The 18284-nt window shown below is 41.8% G+C and carries 32 protein-coding genes; all 32 read left to right on the forward strand.

All coding sequences use genetic code 11. From position 1 onward, the window contains the following. The first annotated feature begins 10 nt into the window (after window positions 1-10). Window positions 11-271 carry a DUF962 domain-containing protein gene (locus tag MKY44_RS06140; RefSeq protein ID WP_341006445.1) on the forward strand — a complete coding sequence of 87 codons (261 nt, stop codon included), beginning with the start codon at window positions 11-13 and terminating at the stop codon, window positions 269-271. Between the two features lie 21 nt (window positions 272-292). Beyond that, complete coding sequence (locus MKY44_RS06145; RefSeq protein WP_341006446.1) at window positions 293-1003, forward strand: AAA family ATPase; 711 nt, start codon at window positions 293-295, stop codon at window positions 1001-1003. A gap of 66 nt (window positions 1004-1069) precedes the next feature. Further along, window positions 1070-1558 carry a cysteine hydrolase family protein gene (locus MKY44_RS06150; protein WP_341006447.1) on the forward strand — a complete coding sequence of 163 codons (489 nt, stop codon included), beginning with the start codon at window positions 1070-1072 and terminating at the stop codon, window positions 1556-1558. 32 nt (window positions 1559-1590) lie between these two features. Beyond that, entirely contained in the window at window positions 1591-1827 is a 237-nt protein-coding gene (locus MKY44_RS06155) for a hypothetical protein (RefSeq protein ID WP_341006448.1), read from the forward strand. 190 nt (window positions 1828-2017) lie between these two features. After that, a complete protein-coding gene (locus MKY44_RS06160) occupies window positions 2018-2539 on the forward strand; it encodes a GNAT family N-acetyltransferase (protein WP_341006449.1) in 522 nt (173 codons plus the stop codon). A gap of 54 nt (window positions 2540-2593) precedes the next feature. Beyond that, the gene (locus MKY44_RS06165) at window positions 2594-2974 is read left to right on the forward strand and encodes a hypothetical protein (RefSeq protein ID WP_341006450.1); all 381 of its coding nucleotides are present in this window, start codon (window positions 2594-2596) and stop codon (window positions 2972-2974) included. 150 nt (window positions 2975-3124) lie between these two features. Next, on the forward strand, window positions 3125-3607 hold the full coding sequence (locus MKY44_RS06170) for a hypothetical protein (RefSeq protein WP_341006451.1): 483 nt from the start codon (window positions 3125-3127) through the stop codon (window positions 3605-3607). A gap of 71 nt (window positions 3608-3678) precedes the next feature. Then, entirely contained in the window at window positions 3679-4143 is a 465-nt protein-coding gene (locus tag MKY44_RS06175; RefSeq protein ID WP_341006452.1) for an NUDIX domain-containing protein, read from the forward strand. A gap of 41 nt (window positions 4144-4184) precedes the next feature. Further along, a complete protein-coding gene (locus MKY44_RS06180; RefSeq protein WP_341006453.1) occupies window positions 4185-4565 on the forward strand; it encodes a hypothetical protein in 381 nt (126 codons plus the stop codon). A gap of 50 nt (window positions 4566-4615) precedes the next feature. Next, window positions 4616-5293, forward strand: a complete 678-nt coding sequence (locus tag MKY44_RS06185) for a hypothetical protein (RefSeq protein WP_341006454.1) — start codon at window positions 4616-4618, stop codon at window positions 5291-5293. A gap of 267 nt (window positions 5294-5560) precedes the next feature. Then, a complete protein-coding gene (locus tag MKY44_RS06190; protein ID WP_341006455.1) occupies window positions 5561-5851 on the forward strand; it encodes a hypothetical protein in 291 nt (96 codons plus the stop codon). Window positions 5852-5884: 33 nt separating this feature from the next. Then, window positions 5885-6388: a DUF4188 domain-containing protein gene (locus MKY44_RS06195; protein ID WP_341006456.1), complete on the forward strand. Its 504-nt coding sequence runs from the start codon at window positions 5885-5887 to the stop codon at window positions 6386-6388. 25 nt (window positions 6389-6413) lie between these two features. Beyond that, on the forward strand, window positions 6414-6914 hold the full coding sequence (locus MKY44_RS06200; protein WP_341006457.1) for a hypothetical protein: 501 nt from the start codon (window positions 6414-6416) through the stop codon (window positions 6912-6914). A gap of 209 nt (window positions 6915-7123) precedes the next feature. Further along, window positions 7124-7570: a LytTR family DNA-binding domain-containing protein gene (locus tag MKY44_RS06205; protein WP_341006458.1), complete on the forward strand. Its 447-nt coding sequence runs from the start codon at window positions 7124-7126 to the stop codon at window positions 7568-7570. Further along, window positions 7567-7977: a hypothetical protein gene (locus MKY44_RS06210; RefSeq protein WP_341006459.1), complete on the forward strand. Its 411-nt coding sequence runs from the start codon at window positions 7567-7569 to the stop codon at window positions 7975-7977. The genes MKY44_RS06205 and MKY44_RS06210 overlap by 4 nt, the downstream gene beginning before the upstream one ends. 15 nt (window positions 7978-7992) lie before the next feature. Continuing rightward, window positions 7993-8391, forward strand: coding sequence for a hypothetical protein (locus MKY44_RS06215; RefSeq protein ID WP_341006460.1), 399 nt, complete (start codon window positions 7993-7995; stop codon window positions 8389-8391). A 77-nt stretch (window positions 8392-8468) separates the two neighbouring features. Continuing rightward, a complete protein-coding gene (locus tag MKY44_RS06220; RefSeq protein ID WP_341006461.1) occupies window positions 8469-8861 on the forward strand; it encodes a hypothetical protein in 393 nt (130 codons plus the stop codon). 5 nt (window positions 8862-8866) lie between these two features. Then, entirely contained in the window at window positions 8867-9214 is a 348-nt protein-coding gene (locus tag MKY44_RS06225; RefSeq protein ID WP_341006462.1) for a hypothetical protein, read from the forward strand. Between the two features lie 276 nt (window positions 9215-9490). Further along, window positions 9491-10000 (forward strand): hypothetical protein, encoded by a 510-nt coding sequence (locus MKY44_RS06230; RefSeq protein WP_341006463.1) that lies wholly within the window; start codon window positions 9491-9493, stop codon window positions 9998-10000. Between the two features lie 59 nt (window positions 10001-10059). Beyond that, entirely contained in the window at window positions 10060-10902 is an 843-nt protein-coding gene (locus tag MKY44_RS06235; RefSeq protein ID WP_341006464.1) for a hypothetical protein, read from the forward strand. Window positions 10903-11126: 224 nt separating this feature from the next. After that, window positions 11127-11618, forward strand: coding sequence for an NUDIX hydrolase (locus tag MKY44_RS06240; protein ID WP_341006465.1), 492 nt, complete (start codon window positions 11127-11129; stop codon window positions 11616-11618). Between the two features lie 15 nt (window positions 11619-11633). Continuing rightward, window positions 11634-12203: a phosphoglycerate mutase family protein gene (locus tag MKY44_RS06245; RefSeq protein WP_341006466.1), complete on the forward strand. Its 570-nt coding sequence runs from the start codon at window positions 11634-11636 to the stop codon at window positions 12201-12203. A gap of 85 nt (window positions 12204-12288) precedes the next feature. Next, a complete protein-coding gene (locus MKY44_RS06250; RefSeq protein ID WP_341006467.1) occupies window positions 12289-12804 on the forward strand; it encodes a nucleoside deaminase in 516 nt (171 codons plus the stop codon). A gap of 26 nt (window positions 12805-12830) precedes the next feature. Beyond that, window positions 12831-13373, forward strand: coding sequence for a GNAT family N-acetyltransferase (locus MKY44_RS06255; protein ID WP_341006468.1), 543 nt, complete (start codon window positions 12831-12833; stop codon window positions 13371-13373). Window positions 13374-13450: 77 nt separating this feature from the next. Beyond that, window positions 13451-14344 carry a PhzF family phenazine biosynthesis isomerase gene (locus MKY44_RS06260; protein ID WP_341006469.1) on the forward strand — a complete coding sequence of 298 codons (894 nt, stop codon included), beginning with the start codon at window positions 13451-13453 and terminating at the stop codon, window positions 14342-14344. Window positions 14345-14381: 37 nt separating this feature from the next. Then, window positions 14382-14837: a GNAT family N-acetyltransferase gene (locus MKY44_RS06265; protein WP_341006470.1), complete on the forward strand. Its 456-nt coding sequence runs from the start codon at window positions 14382-14384 to the stop codon at window positions 14835-14837. Next, window positions 14800-15819: a phosphotransferase enzyme family protein gene (locus MKY44_RS06270; RefSeq protein ID WP_341006471.1), complete on the forward strand. Its 1020-nt coding sequence runs from the start codon at window positions 14800-14802 to the stop codon at window positions 15817-15819. Before MKY44_RS06265 ends, MKY44_RS06270 begins: the two co-directional genes overlap by 38 nt. 53 nt (window positions 15820-15872) lie before the next feature. After that, window positions 15873-16340: a GNAT family N-acetyltransferase gene (locus tag MKY44_RS06275; protein WP_341006472.1), complete on the forward strand. Its 468-nt coding sequence runs from the start codon at window positions 15873-15875 to the stop codon at window positions 16338-16340. Window positions 16341-16402: 62 nt separating this feature from the next. After that, the gene (locus MKY44_RS06280) at window positions 16403-16711 is read left to right on the forward strand and encodes a GNAT family N-acetyltransferase (protein WP_341009797.1); all 309 of its coding nucleotides are present in this window, start codon (window positions 16403-16405) and stop codon (window positions 16709-16711) included. A 30-nt stretch (window positions 16712-16741) separates the two neighbouring features. Next, window positions 16742-17332: an HD domain-containing protein gene (locus MKY44_RS06285; protein ID WP_211081242.1), complete on the forward strand. Its 591-nt coding sequence runs from the start codon at window positions 16742-16744 to the stop codon at window positions 17330-17332. Between the two features lie 46 nt (window positions 17333-17378). Continuing rightward, window positions 17379-17834 (forward strand): NUDIX hydrolase, encoded by a 456-nt coding sequence (locus tag MKY44_RS06290; protein WP_341006473.1) that lies wholly within the window; start codon window positions 17379-17381, stop codon window positions 17832-17834. Between the two features lie 17 nt (window positions 17835-17851). After that, window positions 17852-18181, forward strand: a complete 330-nt coding sequence (locus tag MKY44_RS06295; RefSeq protein ID WP_074094208.1) for an HIT family protein — start codon at window positions 17852-17854, stop codon at window positions 18179-18181. Window positions 18182-18284 lie beyond the last annotated feature (103 nt).

An 18284-nucleotide genomic window follows, 5' to 3' on the forward strand; every position in this document is an offset into this window, starting at 1 on the left:
ATGTGGGTTGATGTTGAATCGTGTGCGCAAGGACTTGCGTTATTACCTTCAGGAGCATCAGGATCGGAACAACCGCATTTTGCATTATTTCGCGTTTTTGTCGGCCTTTGTGGCATGGATTTTTTTGTTTATTGATATCAAAGTCACGCTGCTACTCGCTGTCATCCATTACGCTTTATCCTGGACTGGGCACTTCTATTATGAAGGCAATAAACCCGCAGCTTTTCGTTATCCTCATAATTGTAAATATTCTTTAGTTAAACTTATATAAAATAAATGTGGGAGGTTGATTATGTATCTTCGAAGTGTAGAACTCATGTCGGCCAAGATCGAGAATCGAGACCAATACCCTTTTGACATCCCCGCGATCCGGTCCTTGGAACGATTGGAGCTCACGAATAACGTTACTTTTTTTGTAGGTGAAAATGGTTCAGGGAAATCTACGCTGCTCGAAGGCATCGCTCATCAATGTGGATTCAATACCGCAGGGGGCGGCAGGAATAATACCTATGAGACACATGCTTCGGAATCCTCGCTCGGGAATTATCTCAGGCTGGCCTGGTTGCCCAAAATAACGAATGGCTTCTTCATGCGCTCTGAATCGTTCTATCAATTCGCATCACATGTCGATGAGATGCCAGCATCGCTTCAATATTATGGCGGGCGTTCATTACATGAACAATCACACGGGGAGTCTTTTCTCAGTCTGTTCGTCAACCGCTTTAGTTCCAAAGGCATTTACCTGCTCGACGAGCCCGAAGCCGCATTGTCCCCAGCAAGGCAGCTCTCTTTATTGCGTATCCTTCATGATCTGTCGGGCACTTCACAATTCATTATTGCGACCCACTCACCCATTTTGCTGGGATATCCGGGGGCAGAGATTTTGAGTTTTGACGATAGCCATATTCAAGAGGTAGCCTATGAGGATACCGATCACTATCAGATTACCCGCAGTTTTCTGGAGAACCGCGACCGGATGCTGAATGAATTATTTAAGGATTAAGTTCTCAGTTTAACAAGGGAAGTTACTCAACCATGGGCGTAAAATTTATTTCTGAGGAGAGATTGGATGAAAGTAGGTTTGCTGATTGTTGATATGCAGGAGAGTATTGTGCGGAAAAAGATGGATCAGACTTCGATAGACCATGCTTGTGAGTATATTAACCATGTGGCTAATGTGCTTCGCTCGAATGATCATACGGTCGTTCACGTGCAGGATGTGGAGGGCATGGAGGAGGCACCACCGGAAGAATATCGTATTATTCCCGAGGTAGATGTGAATGAGAAGGATATCACAGTTACCAAAGAAGCTTCCAATGCTTTCTGGCAGACGAACCTGGAGCAGGTTTTGAAGAGTCATGGAATTGAATTGGTGATTATCTCCGGGTTTGCCGCAGAGGAATGTGTTCTATTCACCTACAACGGAGCGATGGAGCGAGGTTTCCGGCCGGTGATGTTGCAAAATGGAATTCTTAGCACACATCACGAAGCGGTGATTTCAACGTATAGAGATCGCAATGTGATCTCATATCCTGTGGTTGATTATCTGATTCAATAAGTGTTGGCTACATGCCAGTGGAGGTGATGGTTATGAACGTGCTTAACGTTGCTTTTGTCCTATTGATCTCATTGGCAGGAGTTGTTTTCGGTGTTCAGGGGTTGGAGAAAAAATCTCCAGTCATGATGTATATCAGTGTAATATTTATTTTCGTTCCTATACTTCTTTTCATGGATTGGTTGACGTTCTTACCTTTTATCGCTCCCGCAGCGCTTGCCAGTGGATATTTGGTGAAAAATAAAGACAAGACCAATAATCGGACTCTTTAGGGAGTCTTTTTTTGTCCAAATGTTCATGTCCACTGTGAAAGTAAGGTTACTCCATGGTTTAAACCAAACTTTGCCTATATCTGCTCGGGTTGAAACGATATATTGAGAACAGGGCACAGCAAGCTCGTTGTGGAATCGGTAAGGTTATGTATGGATCACTAGCCAACTCATTTACTAAGGGAGATGTGGCATGAAGATGAATGTACAAATTACGAGTATTTTGGCAGAACAAAAGGAATTGTTTCTCAACCTGTACAACTTGTACTTATATGATCTGTCTGAATTTTCTGGCGAAGATCTACTTGAACAGGGGAAATATGACCCAACGAACACCTATCTATATCTGGAACGTGATGAATTACATCCGTTTTTGATTCAGTATGAAGGGAAGGTTATTGGATTCGTACTGGTGTGCTCACCTCCATATGTGCCGGAAGATGTGGATTATACGGTGCAAGAGCTGTTCTTGGTGAAAAAATATCGCGGACAGGGGCTGGCAGCACAAGCGGTTGACTTGGTTTTTGCTCAATTTGAGGGTACATTCAAAGTGGAGCAGCTTGCTAACAATGCAGCAGCAGTTTCGTTCTGGAAAAGATATTATGAGCAACATCAGATTGAATATGCCGAGTCTGAATATAGCATTGAGATTGACAACATCGCTGGCAGCCACCGGATTTTGTCCCAGACTTTTGTGCGTGAAAGAGAGAAATAATATTTGAATTAGAAGGTGATTGCTCTGTTCATTATCGTAGCAACCAAGGGGAGTTTGAAGTGGATTTCAGGTGTATTTCAGGCAGAAGATGTAGCTAGACAGTACATGCATCTTATACCCGATGAGCTTAAGGCATACCAGAAATTCATTCAGATAGAAAACCTCACATATCCATTTTATATTATAGAGCGTCAGGATTCTCCATTTAGGTTTCTTGGTAAAGATGAGATGATTTCACTTTTTGATAAAACAGATGTATCAGAGGACGAAGATGCGGTGCACTTCAATATCTACACGGTGGATTCAGATTATAGATCGAACAAACCTGGAACAGATTATATGGGAACACTGAGGCATGATCATGTGACAAATGAATCTATAGAGATTTATCGAGAAGAAGGAACAGAATTTCTGAATAGACGAAGGATTTTATGAATGTAAGGAAGTTTTTTCATGGTCCTATTTTGCTTCTCCTAATTTGGGAGTTAGATAGGATCTTTTTCAATTTCCATTTACCAATACATGGGTTATGATGAATTAAGAGGAGTCCTATGGGAGTGACGTGTAAGGGGGAAGTACGTAGGAATGCCAAAGCATCATTTTGTTATCGAAAACAAATCGCAAGTAGACGGGAATATTCATACCTCCTACTCATGGGATTCACAAGGGAGAATACATGGAAGTGGATTAACCACAGAGAATCATGCGACCTTGGAAGACGAATTCATTGCGTACATCTATGATTCCCTTTGTTGGTTGGATACATGGAATCCATCTACCTGCATGAGATGTAGTGGGCTGAACAACTATGGAATAACCGTTATTGAAGAACAGGATGTTTTGTTAGAGTTTCATCAACTCATTCGGGCCTGGATTGATCTATTCAGCCATGCGGCGGATCCGATTGTTCTGACAGGGAGTTACTGTTTCGATGGAGAAGAACGGAAGGGCTGCTACGAGAAACTTGTGTACAACAAAGTTGAATTAATCAACGAATTAAACAAGCTTGCAAATATGGCAAAGTATGCTGAGGTAAATGGGAAATGTATTGTGCATTTTGGGATATAAATCGATAGAAAAGGTTCCTGATTAAAATCGTAAGCTGTTGAGGAGCAACTCAACAGAGAGGAGCAAGAGTAATGACTAGTCGTATTGTAGTTACGGGTGGAGCTATTATTCGAGATCATATGGGGAGGGTTCTGCTGCAAAAGAGATCAGATTATGGAGATTGGGGGTTACCCGGTGGTGGTATGGAGCCAGGTGAACGAATCGAAGAAACCATGATTAGAGAAGTGAAAGAGGAAACAGGGCTTGAAGTGAGCTCTTATGAATTGTCCTCGATCTACACGGGTGAGAGAATGCAGTATACGTATCCGGATGGAAATGAAGTAGTATTTGTAATGTTTTTATTTGACGTTATTGCGGAGTTGGAAGGAAAACTCTGTGATGATCAGGTAACTCTTTTATTTGAAGATGAACAAAAGGAGTCATTACAGCTTGTTTTTAAAAGTCTGGATGAGATTGATATTTCCACAATTAACAATGTGCAGAAGCCTATATTTGTAGACTTGAAGCAAGGAGAGTCTAAATTGCTACGCCAGTGATATCGTTAATATAATAGTTCAAAATGAATAGAGGTTAGATCATGGTGAAAAACATGGCAATAATTCAACCTTATATTCCAACCTTTTCTGTTCAAAATTTGGAGTGGGTTGCTGGGTTGAATCTGTATATAAAACAAGACAAATATTATGAAAATATTTCGATAGCAGATATTACATTTTTAATGAAATTCTCCAATGTTACATATGAATTATTTTTTAGATTCACTAATATTGAAAGTTTTCATTATAAGCCTCATGGTGTTCTAGTTCAGATAAGTGGGTTTAATATTAAAGATCTGAAAGACCACGGATATCATCCGATGAAATATTACGTTGAAGACTATGAGAACGGAATCTTAGGATTTTATTGTGAGGATATTGAATTGATACATGTACAAGAGAGTGAGCACTTAGCTTTGTAAATCATAGAACATCAAAGTTGAGCCTTTTAATAAAGAAAGGAGTTTTTACATTGCCTTGGCCTATGGTTCATTTTGCAATTGCATCCGAATTGATGTCCAAGCCATCCCCTGAATTGTTATTGGGAAGCCTTGCTCCTGATTCGATCCATGTAAGAACTAATCTTCGTACAGAAAAGGCAAAAACCCACCTCATGCCAGAGGCAGGAAGATTCGCAACAGACGAAGAACTTAAAGGATTTTTTGAATCCAACAAGAAGTTAGCTTATAGTGATCCCAAATTCCTGCAATATCTGTGCGGTTACATCGCCCATATCTATACGGATCGCGTGTGGACATTCGATATCTATCCTGCATATGAAGTCCATCCTAACGGAAGAAGTGAGTATACACAGGATGTCACAAAACTGGAGTTTATGATTTTACGGAATTGGAACAGGGCCAACGATTGGTTAAATGAGCTGAATGTGGGAAGAGCATTTGATTTAGGCGGATTGCTGGAATCTGAGGTGTACCAGTATAGAGGAGAGAAACTTGAGTTTCTAGCTAACCCTGACAACGAACCTTTGGGTGATTTAAATATTTTATCCATGGAAGCTATGGAAGAGTTTATACATACAACAGGATTAGCGCTAAAACAATTGTATACGAAATGGGATGTTTATAAAGATTTACGCAGCAATGAAGGCACTGCACAAATTCGTTCGCATGCTGCATTCGAAGATCAATGAGATTATTTTAGCTGTAAATGAAGGAAATACTGCGGCACAGCGGTTATATCTGAAAGTAGGTTTCCAGTTAATCTGCTTCATAGAATTGCATAAAGGAGGATGACTATGGACATCGTTATGACGCTTGAACCGCACTGATGGCTGGATATTCTGGTTCAACCTGATCAGGGAGAACAGATTGAGATTCCGGTTTCTTTTTTGTCGGATGCGGTGGATGAGATAGCACGTCAATTCGTTGCATTGCACAAAGGAGCCACGGAGGTAACCATGACTATGCAGACCGAACCTGGAGAATATCGCTTCTGGATCAAGAAACGTTCGCAGGTAATCGTTCAATTCATTGTGTATGAGATGAGTGATAACTTTAGCACGGAAGCCGTTACAGAGGGCCGTTTACTTATGTCCGAGGAGTTAACCTTGGTCAAGTTGACTAAGCTATTTTACAGAGAATTAAGCAAATTGAAGGAAATGGGACTGGAGGAATATCACAAACGGTGGAGTTTTGAGTTTCCCCTGAATGCCTATGAGCAGATAGGAAGGGGCGTCCAGATCCGATGAAATCGATTGTTTTTGACGAGAAGGAGGGGTGACGTGCCGAATATATATAAGGGAAGATACTCCGCTCAGATTGAGGGAGAATTTGTTGTTTTTATCATCGGAATGAGGATCAATCGTCTGTGGGCTATACATAAATGGCTGCCTGTCTTAAAGTCCATGGGCCCGATGATTAAAGAACTGTATATGAATCCGGAGACTGGATTTCTGAGTACAGAGTATTTTATTAGCTGGCGTGGGGTGACGCTACTCCAATACTGGCGCTCTTACGATGAATTGGAGAAATACGCACGGGGCGGACTACACTTGGAAGCTTGGAAAAGATTCAACCGCTCCATCGGTTCAGATGGAACTGTAGGGATCTATCATGAAACATACAAGGCTCAGTCAGGTTCCTTCGAGACCATATACGGCAACATGCCCACATTCGGATTAGCTAAAGCGTCTGAACATGTGCCTTCGACAGGGAAGATGGAGACATCCAGACGCAGAATGGGCGGAGAGAATGACCCCGCAGTGAAAGCACCAGAGAATCCTTAAAGTGGTGAATAGAGAGGAGCATGTTATGAAGGCTAAACTTCGACCAGAAAATATATATTCAAAGCAGCTTAGCTGGCTGTGTATTGAACCGATGCTTGTTTCGGTACGGGGCAGAGATATGGCCGCCAAAACAGAGATATACCGACAGTTACATGAAGGGCAACAAGCTTTATTTCTGTTCTATTCCTATCATAATCATACGAAGAGTCTGGCAGAATTTTATTGGTTTTCGGCATATAACATCATTGAGATCAAGAGTTGGCATGGGATTAAAAAAGGGATGCGTTTTTTTCGTATAGATGAGATGGTGACTGTATTGGACCAGATTGAAAGGCTCATTACGGACAAAAATAAAGTGGGTGAAGATTGGCGTGAGGTGCTGCCAACGGATCTGGAGAAGGACCCGATCTTGTTTCAGAGAACTGAGGTGTTATATGCGACCTATCAGACCGTGGCGCAAGCAGCTATTACACATATGAATGAGATGATCCTGCAAAATCAGGAGATGTATCTGGAGGTTGAGTAGGTTAAGGCAGCACCTTGATAAAAAAAGAATAGCTCATGCCTTGAATGCTCTGGATGAGTACATAGAAGAACTGCTCCTATGGAGTGGTTCTTTTTAGTATCTATGCAGTACCGATGCAACAAACTTGCAAAATCATGCAACAAAACGCAGTACAGTGGGATTGCCGTAACTATGCTTGTAATATGAGTTGTGAGAGGAGGGGCAAACACATGAAAGTCATTTTTGAAGAGGACACGACAGTTGAAAAAAGGTTAGCCAAGGTCATAACCCATCCTGCGGAGAAGTCGAAGTGGGACCGTATTCAGAAGGCAATCTGTGAATCGGAAACTCAATTAACGGTCATCCATGCCAAGAATAATCGCAATATACAGATCCAGTTGAGCTCGGTGGTTGCCTTTGAATCAGAGGATCGGATGTGCTGTGTCCGGGTGATCTCAGGTGAGAGGTACTTGCTTCATAAACGTCTGAAATTTGTAGAAGAGGATCTGGATGACCTTCATTTTGTAAAAATCAATAATCAAACGATCATCAATACGCGGTACATCACCGCATTCTCTGCAACAGACCATGCCCGAATTAAGGTAGACCTGAGCGATAGCTCCAGTTACTTCGTCAGCCGATTTTATATTAAAAACTTTAGGGGGAAATTATCATGATCATTCAGCTTAGGCATTCCTTTTTCCAAGTATTCACTATAATGACGCTATGGATCACACTCTTGGCTACAATATTCTTTGGTGATCTGCCCATTCAGATGTCCTATTTATGGAACATAGCGGGTATTGCTTTTATTGCAGCTTTGTTGTTTGGAATGATGTATAACATACTGTGGAACTATTTTACGTTAAAACCGATATGGAATATCGTCATTTCTTCCACATTCAATATTGCAGGAGGTATGGCGATGGTATGGTTATTCTCGGTAGACATGTTCCAATTCATCGCTCCCTGGTTCCCCGGCATGTGGTTATTATCTATCGTGCTGCACATCATCGCTTTTTATTTTTATGCTAGAATAGATAGCAGGAAAAAAGCGGAAGAGTTAAATAACATTCTCAAGTAGGTAGGGAGTACACGTATGAACGAGGAAAAACTGTTGCAGTTGTACGAATTGGAACCTGATGAGGTACACCGGGAGGCCATCCGACAGCTGCTTCAGCAAGAGATTGAGAACCGGAAGTCAGAGGATAACGAGGTTCTGAGACTGTTGTGCATCATGTTATTCTGTATTGGAAATGTGGAGGACACCACGCTGATCTGGCAAGCCAAACGAAAGAATCAGGATACGGGCAGTTATATTGATGTGCAGTTATTATGTGGTGCAGGGTATGAGGAGACCTTGTTTTACCTGGAAAATATGGACGGGGAACAGGCGCACAAGGAGTTGCTTTACCTTAAACAGTGCGAGCCGTATGACTTTGTTGATTTTTCCAAAGTGGAATGGGTCTCAGACTATAAACAATATTATGGTGTTTAATATATGAACATACGGGATGAGGTAATTCATAGGCATGGAATAAACGAGCTAACAGACATACTGGAAGGCGGGGGACTATGCCAAGTTTGCATGACAACATCATATTAAGCTACGAAGTCGATTTAGAGAACGAAAGGATAAGGATGTGTACTCGTTCGAGTCATGATGTGCCGAAAAATATGGATGTTTTATTCTCTGGTGTAATGGCCCATACGTTTGATACACCGCTGCATGGCAGTATTATTTTGGATCTCGATGATTGGGACATAGAGCATTTTGTCCCTCATAATCGAGAGTTGTTAGAGTCGGGGAAGGGCTACGGTTGGCCTGTCAGTTATGATTCCTATGACGAATTGCAAATCCGGCTGATTGAGGAGAAATACAAGTACATGGTGATCTCATCCTCGTATGGATTGAGTGGTTGGGTTTTGGCAAAGAACGTAGAGATTTCTGTTCAAGAAACGGGGTGAACGGGATGGAGCGTGAGAACACGCAGCATGTTAGCAAGAGGGGCGCGGGACTAAGAGCGGGAATTGTTGTGCTTGTTGTTCTGTTCGTTATTCTAGTAATGACCAATCCAAACGAAGAAGATTTTGTCGCATGGCTCGCAACTGAACATAACATCCATTCTTCGTATAATGTGAATGAAGGCAGGACGTTTGTGCAGAAAATCGATGGTGAGGGAAGGAATCTTCATGTTAAAGGTGGACATATACGGCATATGGGGATCTTTTCAACATATAGTTACCTTTTCTCGGATCATGAAGAAAAAGAGATCCAGATTGAAGCGGTCGGTATAATGAATATGCTATTTAATAGATAGCTAGATTGATTGTGGACAGTTACAAAATTTAGAATAAGGTTCTACTGATAACCACGCGCTTTGCATGATGTAACTCGTGCAGAGAAGTGTGGTTTTTTGCGTGAAATACGATAGAAACAGAGATGGTTAACTTCGTTTATTCGCAAATTCCACATTATGGGTTATGATGTACCTTGAGATAAAATTTTACATACATAGGAAGTCTCTATTTTAAATTATAGGCATTTAAGGTCTTTACCAGGGGAGTATTATCCATGATTGAATGGAGGGCTGACTATGAAAAAGTTAACCGTAGTTTCATTATTATTTCTACTTCTAGCGGCCTGTCAGAACAAGGGAAACACTGAAGATGCACAGCGATCAATAGATTCCTCGGTTCAAAGTGTCACAGCAAAAGTGACACAACAGGATGAAGAAATATCGACATCCCAAGAGAATGAAGACATCCCACCAGAGTATCTCGATGAAACAAACTATACAGGGGACAAATTGGAAATCGTCAAACTTATGAATGCACGTATGCGTTATTTATACGAAGAGGATGAAAAGCGATATATGAATCTTTTTGATCCAAAATCTCCTATATCAGGTATGGGAAGATACAAAGTTCTCAAGGTTACTCCCATGAGCGACATAACTATACAGGAGCAAAGGAAGCTCTTTCAGGCAGTGGTGACGGTTAATGAGTTAAAAAAGAACAACGAAGAGTATAACAATACGATGGTGTTTTGGAAAAAGAAAGAAGATGGCGATAACGCGCAATGGGTTATTGCAGATATTGATTAATAACATAGTGTCTGACACATGGAAGATCCATATCTTCACACAAAATAAAGGGTGATGTAATGATGGCAAGGCGATTAATACTGATTGAAGGTTTACCGGGTTCAGGCAAGTCAACGGTTGCCGAGATGGTTTCCGAAATTTTAAAGGGACAAGGCAAGGAGGTACAACTATTTCAAGAAGGAAACCTGGATCACCCTGCTGATTACGAGGGCGTATCTTTTTATTATGCTGGAGACTTCGAGGTTTTATTGAAAACACATGAAGAATACAGAGAGATTCTGAAAAGCAATGCGACGGTCCATGATCAAGGTTTCCTGATTCCATACCGTAAGATGAAAGAGCAATGGGGAATAAAGCTTCCCGATCACATTGTACAGGATATTTTCAGCCGAGATATTTACGAAATTCCTTTTGAGGAAAATGTTCAGCTGATCACCGAGAAGTGGCAAGATTTCGCCCAAAACGTGTTAAACACGAATGATGATTGCATCACGATATTTGAGTGTTGTTTTATCCAGAATCCACTAACTATGGGTCTCGTAAAATGCAATCAACCCAAAGAGCAGAACGTGCAGTATGTATTGGAACTGGGGCGTATCATTCATGCTCTGAATCCGCTTCTCATCTATATCGACCAGAAGGATATATCCTATACCTTTGATAAGGCGGTTAGTGAAAGACCAAAAGAATGGTCAGAAGGATTCATTAATTATTATACGAACCAGGGTTTGGGGCAGACACAGGGTTATCAGGGTGTTGAGGGTACGGTACAGGTTTTGCAGGAAAGAAAGAAGCTGGAGTCCGAAATCTTCGGGTTACTTCAAATGGATAAGGTATGGCTGGATAATTCGGATTATGACCGCGAGGCTTGTAGGCACAAACTAGAAAAGATTCTGGAGTAACCTTATTGAAATACGAATACATACATACCGGAGGTCAGTTTTATGACATTTTATGGAGTAGCCTTAATTGCAATAACCGCAATCTTAATTATTATAGGTGTTCGAAGCAAACGGAAAGTAATTCTTAGATGGGGCATAGCCAGTTTAATTTTATTGCTCGTACTCATCATTCCCTCATTCATCATGGGATTCATGGACGGATTTGCTGATGGATGGTCAGCGAGATGACCACTGCAGATAACAATAATGTATCGTATGAACAAAATAACAACAAATTCAACTTCCGTGTGGCAGGTATTGTGATGGATGCGGGAAGAGTTCTTTTGCATACGACTGAACAGGATGATTTCTGGAATCTGCCCGGAGGTCGGGTGAAATTAAACGAGACAACAGAAGCGGCTATTGTGCGAGAGATGATGGAGGAACTGGGTGTTCATGTAGAAGCGCAAAGGCTCGCATATGTTAGTGAAGATTTCTTTGAATATGATGGCCTGAAGTATCATGAAGTTGGTTTTTATTATGTCATCACATTGCCGGAAGCCCATAAGCTTTATAGTGAAATAGAATTCAAAGGTCTAGAGGATAACGGTAAGTTAATCTTCCGATGGTTTTCCTTGGACGAACTGGAGCGAATGGAAGTCTATCCTGTGTTTTTGAGAAAGGAACTGACTACTCTCCTTGATGCAAAAAGCATCAAACACTTCATTCAGAAATAGAGGAATAGAGGTCTTATGGACATTACATTTATTCGTCATGGTCATGGCGAACATTTGATGGATTACCCAAACCAATTAAATTGCCTGCATCCTGGTCTCACTGAATTGGGAAAAAGTCAGGTCATAGCGTTGCGAAAACAAATGGTTTTTGCACCTGAAGACGTCATTTTGGTCAGTCCAACAAAACGTACTATTGAAACAGCACAACTTCTGATCCCTAACAAAAATCTTGTGTTCTTAAGCCCGCTGGTTGGCCCAAGAATGTTTCCTCAGAATCCAGAGTTTGTACCTTTCGTCTGCGATCAGATCTATTCTAAGGAAGAACTCAGCCATCAGTATACTGACTTAAGAAAGGTCGAGTTGGGGTTGGATTGTTGGGAAGAGAGTATTAATCAGATGGATGCACGTCGATTCAAGAAATTAGCTGAACAGCTTCTTGAATGGTGCAGGCAACAGAGCGGCAATACGTTTATCATTTCCCATGATGGTACGATATCGAACTACAGGATGGTACTCGGAGAAGAAGGGTTAACCAAAAGTGATTTTCTTGGTGAAGCAGGGCAGTACACGATCAAGAACTTTTAAAGGAGATCCCGACAATCTCTTTTACTACACATTAGACAAGGATCTGCTTTATAAGCGACTATAACTGCACTTAGGGGGATTTTCAATGAAGTTATCGGATTATGAGTATCTAACTTTGGCTCTGGAAGAAGCAGAACAATCATTTACTGAAGGAACGTATCCGATTGGAGCGATAATCGTGGATGTGGATGGGATTGTCGTGAGTAAAGGCCGGAACCGAGTCTTCTCGGATTGCGACCCCACCGCACATGCTGAGGTGGATGCCATTCGTCGGGCAGGAAAACATTTGCTGGATGTAGAGAAGAAGAAATTCTCGAAGAAGAAAGACTTGACGCTTTATACTACCTGTGAGCCTTGTCCCATGTGTTCGTGCACCATATTAATGTCGGGGATTAAAAAGATTGTATGGGCAGCAGATGATGAAGAATATGGCGGGCTTCGACGTTTCAAGGAAGGGCCTCATTTTATCCATATGTTCGACACGCTATCCTGTGTTGCAGCACCCTATCTTGATCTGGAAAACAGACAGAGGGCTTTGCTTGCCAAATGGAATATTGGTAGAGGATTGCTTAATACAGAATGGGAGATTCCTAAGCAATGATCCTTGCAGAACGGAGATGAATCCACATGGAATTCGTGGGAGAGAAGGTAAGAATAACAACAGTCACAGAGCAGGACCTCGACTTCATAGGTCAACTTGAATGTGAAACAAACATATGGAGCTTTGAGGAAACTGTTGAAACGGATGAGGAAAAGGTCCGTGAGAAATATCGCAGCCATTTTGCTGTCGCAGATGAGAAGCAGTATGCCTATGATTTCGTTATACGCCGCTTGAATGATCCGGAAGATACACCCATTGGTATCGTTCAGATGTGGAGTTATGTGGATTACCGAAAAAGCTGGGAACTTGGATTCGCCGTACTTTCGGAATACGCAGGCAACGGATATGGGAGCGAGGCTACCCGTCTTTTGTTACAATTTGCGTTTCAAGAGTTACAAGCTCATAAGGTCGTCGGCATGTGTAATTCACAAAACGTTCGCTCAGCCGCACTGATGCAGCATGTGGGTATGACACGGGAGGCCATCTTCCAGGAAGAATTATGGTGGAACAATCAGTGGACAGACCAGTATTTTTTCTCGATTTTGGATAGAGAGTTTAAGTCAGTCTAATAGGTACGGGAGGAAATCAGATGAGTACGTTGGTTCTGTTGTGTTTCTCGTAAATTAGGGCAAAGGTGGTTATAACCATGGGGAGAATTACGGTTTATCATTATGATGCTTTCTCTAACGTTCCGGGTCAAGGTAACCCGGCAGGAGTGGTTTTTGATGCTGATCATTTCAGTGAGACGGAGATGCAGCAGATCGCTTATCAAGTTGGTTTTAATGAGACGGTATTTGTGTTGAACTCTGAAGTAGCTGACGTCCGATTACGTTATTTTACACCTGGCCATGAGATTAATCTGTGTGGTCATGCCACAATGGCATCACTGTATGGTTTGAAGACACGCGGTATGTTGGGTGACAAAGAGTTGATCACGATTGAAACCAATGTAGGGATATTACCGATACGATTTGAGCGCAATGCCGACACCATTTACATGGAAATGAAACAGGATCAGCCGCAGTTTATACCTTTCCAGGGGGATATCGAGAAGCTGGTAAACGCCATAAACCTAACTCTGGATGAGGTTGACCTTTCTACTCCAATTGTCTACGGAAGTACGGGAACCTGGACGGTATTAATTCCGATTCGTGAACTGAACTCTTTTATGAAAATGAAACCGGATTCTTCCCTGTTCCCAGGAATTTTAATTGAGAATCCCAAAGCTTCCCTGCATCCCTTTTGTTTCGAAACCCGTGATTCCGATGCGATGATGCATGCGAGACATTTCTCTTCACCGTTCTCAGGTACGACGGAAGATCCAGTGACTGGAACAGCCTCCGGGGTAATGGGTGCTTATTATTTAACCTATGTGAAACCGGAGATTGATGAGGTACAGTTTGTGATAGAGCAAGGACATGAGATTGGAAGAGATGGAAAGGTTCAAGTGAGTGTGATTCGAGATGGTGAGGATATGGATGTCAGAATGAAGGGGACAGCTGTTTTTGTGCGTGAACTGAACGTTGAATTGGACACCTGATCATATACGAAAGCAAAAAGCGTGAAGGGAGATTAACATGTTGCAAATTTTTGATATTCGGCAGAAGCCGGACGCGCTGCAAGAGGCGGTACAGTATTTCTGGAAACAATGGGGCTCGGAATCAAGCCTCCATTTCTATCGAGATTGTATAGAGCGTTCTGTGGATACAGAGAGTGATGTACCAAGATTTTATGTGATGTTGGATGGAGACCGAATTATCGGTGGTTACGCATTATTACGAAGCGATCTGAATAGCAGACAGGATCTCTTTCCCTGGTTTGCATGTCTTCATGTTGATCCAGAATATCGGGGCCGAAACCTAGGTGGACAACTTCAGACCCATGCATTAAATGAGGTGAAAGCAAAAGGGTATGCCAAGCTCTATTTGTGTACTGATCTGACCGATTATTATGAAAAAAATAACTGGGCCTATATCGGTAAAGGATATCTGCTGGATGATGAAGAGACGAGAATCTATGAATATAAGATTTGATGAAATCATTTCTCATTATTTCGAAGATACCGAGTATACCTTGGGAGCCGTTCCATTTGGCTTGACGAATACGACCAAAATTCTTGAAATACATGGACAGAGGTTTATCGTTCGTATCTACAACAGATATCTCAAAACGGTGGATGGTATTGAACTTGAATGTAAAGTGACAGCGTTTCTTGAAAGCGCACATTCTTCGTTTCAGGTCCCACTCTTTCACAGGGCTATAGACGGACAAAACTATTTATTATTAGAAGACGGGACGCTTGCGGCTATTACAAGCTTTCTGGAAGGTACTGTACCCCATTTGTCTAGCGTAGACAAATTTAAGAAGTTCGGGCAGTTGGTGGGTGAGTTTTCGACACGGATGCAGGGGTTCCCAATAGGCAAGCAAGTTTACAGGGGGAGTTCATTTACTAAAATGTACGAAATTCATCCGTTAGCTAATTATCAATCGATTAAGGCTTTTTACAAAAATTCACCTTTTGAATTATCAGTCTCAAGGGTTACCTTTTACCAGAAAATGATCACAGAAATTGAGAGTTCCAATCTGCAGTTAGAGGTGTTACCACAACAGTTGGTTCATCATGATTTGTTGATTTATAATTTGCTGGCTCAGAATGAGGAGATCACAGGCGTACTGGATTTTGATTTTATTGGTGTGGATGCTGCTTTTATGGAATTTGTAATTAGCTTCAATCATGTGGTTCAGGAATCCCAAGGGTCCATGGAAATGATCGAGTCCTTTCTTCAGGGATATGGCAGTGAACGCAAGCATTCAGCGCTTGAGTTTAGTTACTTACCTTTACTTACACAAATCTATTATATAGCAGTACTTCATTTTTATATTGGTCAGCATTATGCAGGAGCAACAATTGAGCACAACTTCACGTTTATGATTGAACAGTTTGAGAGGAACATGAATTGGCTGGAAAAGCATAATCTTAAGATTCAAGAGTTGCTTAATAGATACTTGATCTGATTACACGAATGATGTAATAATTTCTGAGCTGCCGTTATAGGAGGAATGAACCTATGATTACCGAGATTAATAAACATGAATTCCACAAAGTAAAACATCTCACGGACTCGTGTCAGAATATTGAAGTCAAGGCGGTGGCGTCTGGCTTGAATCCGGGACGGATCTATGTCGATGATGAAGAGAATATCACTGCAGCACTAATTTGGATACATGGACAATCTGGTTTTCAGTTGATTGGCAACTCTCGAAGTGAGCCCTTTCTGAATGAATTGAAAGAGTACATGCGGGAACGTATTGAACCTGAGTTATTGAACTTACATATTAATGCTGTTGAAATTGGTGTGGTGGATGAAACCTGGGAAGATGTTCTTCAACACATCTCGGGGAAAAGAGATATCTCCAGTGATATTCAGCATGTATTCAAGTTGAATCCAAATCCGATAAGTCAGCAAGTACCTCTCGATATATGTGCTTCTCAGGACGAGGAAGTCAGAATTCTCAGGATAGATGAGTACTATTAGGAGAGAAAAGATATAACAATTCTCCATTCCTGAAAGATAAAATCTCTCACTTTTGGACGACAATAGATGATTTTTTACAACATAGCTTTGGCTATATTGCAGTGCATAATGATGATATCACGAGTGTTTGCTTTTCGGCATTTACTGCAGATCAGACACATGCGGTTGAAATTGAAACGGTTGAAGTCTACAGAAGAAGGAATTATGGTGCGATGGTGGCAAAAGCTTTTGTGGAAGAATGCGGTCGTGTAGGCATACATCCGTATTGGGATTGTTCACCGGACAATGCGGGATCAATTCGTCTGGCACAGGGGATGGGCATGTCACTGGATTTTAACTATAGAGTTTACTGGTATGATCTATCCACGTAGATGGGTATCTGACATGAAGGAGGATGTGCTGTGAGCGAATCATTACAGGATCAGATTCAATTTCTCATTGAGATTGATAAACTCAAAACGATTGAACGAAAGACGAGAATTATGCATGGTGAGAGACTTGAAAATGATGCGGAGCATTCTTGGCATCTGGCGATGATGGCCTTGGTTTTGCAGAGTCATGCCAACAAGGATGTGGATATCCTCAAAGTCATTAAGATGCTTCTCGTTCATGATCTGGTCGAGATTGATGCCGGAGATACGTTCGCTTATGATACGGTGGGACATACGGATAAATATGATCGTGAACTCCAAGCGGCTCATCGGCTGTTTGGTATGTTGCCTAAGGAACAGGCTGAAGAACTACTCCAGTTATGGTTAGAGTTTGAAGCAAAGCAGACGCCTGAAGCACAATTTGCCTCATCTCTCGATCGGCTGCAGCCTCTTATCCACAATCATCAGAATGAGGGAGATACGTGGCAGAAATATAACATTACAAGCGAACAGGTGTTAAACAGAAACCGTGAGATTGCAAACGGTTCCGAAACATTGTGGGAGTATGCGCAGCAGCTTATTCAGAAATCCGTGGATCAGGGAATCTTGACCAAATCATAAGGATACGTTTTAACGTATGCACTTTGAAGATGGGGGAGAGGCATGGATGGGATATATCATGGAGCTAAGAAAACTGGTGGGCCCGCGTCCTCTAATTATGGCGGGCTCATGTGTACTCGTTTTCAACGAGGAAGGTCACCTGTTGCTACAAAAACGTACAGATAGCTTGGATTGGGGGACACTTGGGGGATCCATGGAACCCGGGGAGTCTTTGGAGGAAACAGCTGTGCGGGAATTGTATGAAGAGGCCGGACTGAGAGCGGAATCGTTCAAACTCATTAGCATTTTTTCAGGTGAGGATATGTACTATCAGTATCCACACGGTGATGAAGTTTACAACGTCATGGCTGTTTATGAAGCTGAAGGTATCAAGGGCAGCCCAACCATTATGGACGATGAAGGTCTGGAACTCCGATATTTTGATCTGAATCAGCCGATCCCTGAGATCAATCCGTTTACGGAATATGTGTTGAAGAAAGCAGGGTATATCAGAACTCACTAGTAAGAGGAGGACATGTTATGACGCAGGACTTCTATTGTGATGAGGTGCTGAGTGGTAAAACGCAAGTCAAAGTTGTCATGGAAACAAATAACGTTATGGCTTATCATCACACTCGGCCTTACTACAAGCATCACATTGTTGTAATTCCCAAGACTCATATTCAGTCCTTCATTTCAGAAGAAGAAGAGAATAATGATGAGCTACTATTGGAAATGATGCGTGTCATTAAAAAGATTGCTGCTGACATGGTGAACCAGACAGGCTCGTCGAAGATTATAACTAACTTGGGCAACTATCAAGACACGAAGCATCAACATTGGCATGTAGTCAGTGGTGAACGAACTTAGGAAAATGTATACCTGATTATAAATCTTCCACCTTTCTAACGTTCACCATCTCACACTCGAACAGAATTATCATTTTTCTCTCAGTGTTTTATCTTTCCTAATC

It is taken from the genome of Paenibacillus sp. FSL R7-0026, from assembly GCF_038004485.1.
Classification (GTDB): Bacteria; Bacillota; Bacilli; order Paenibacillales; family Paenibacillaceae; genus Paenibacillus; species Paenibacillus xylanexedens_A.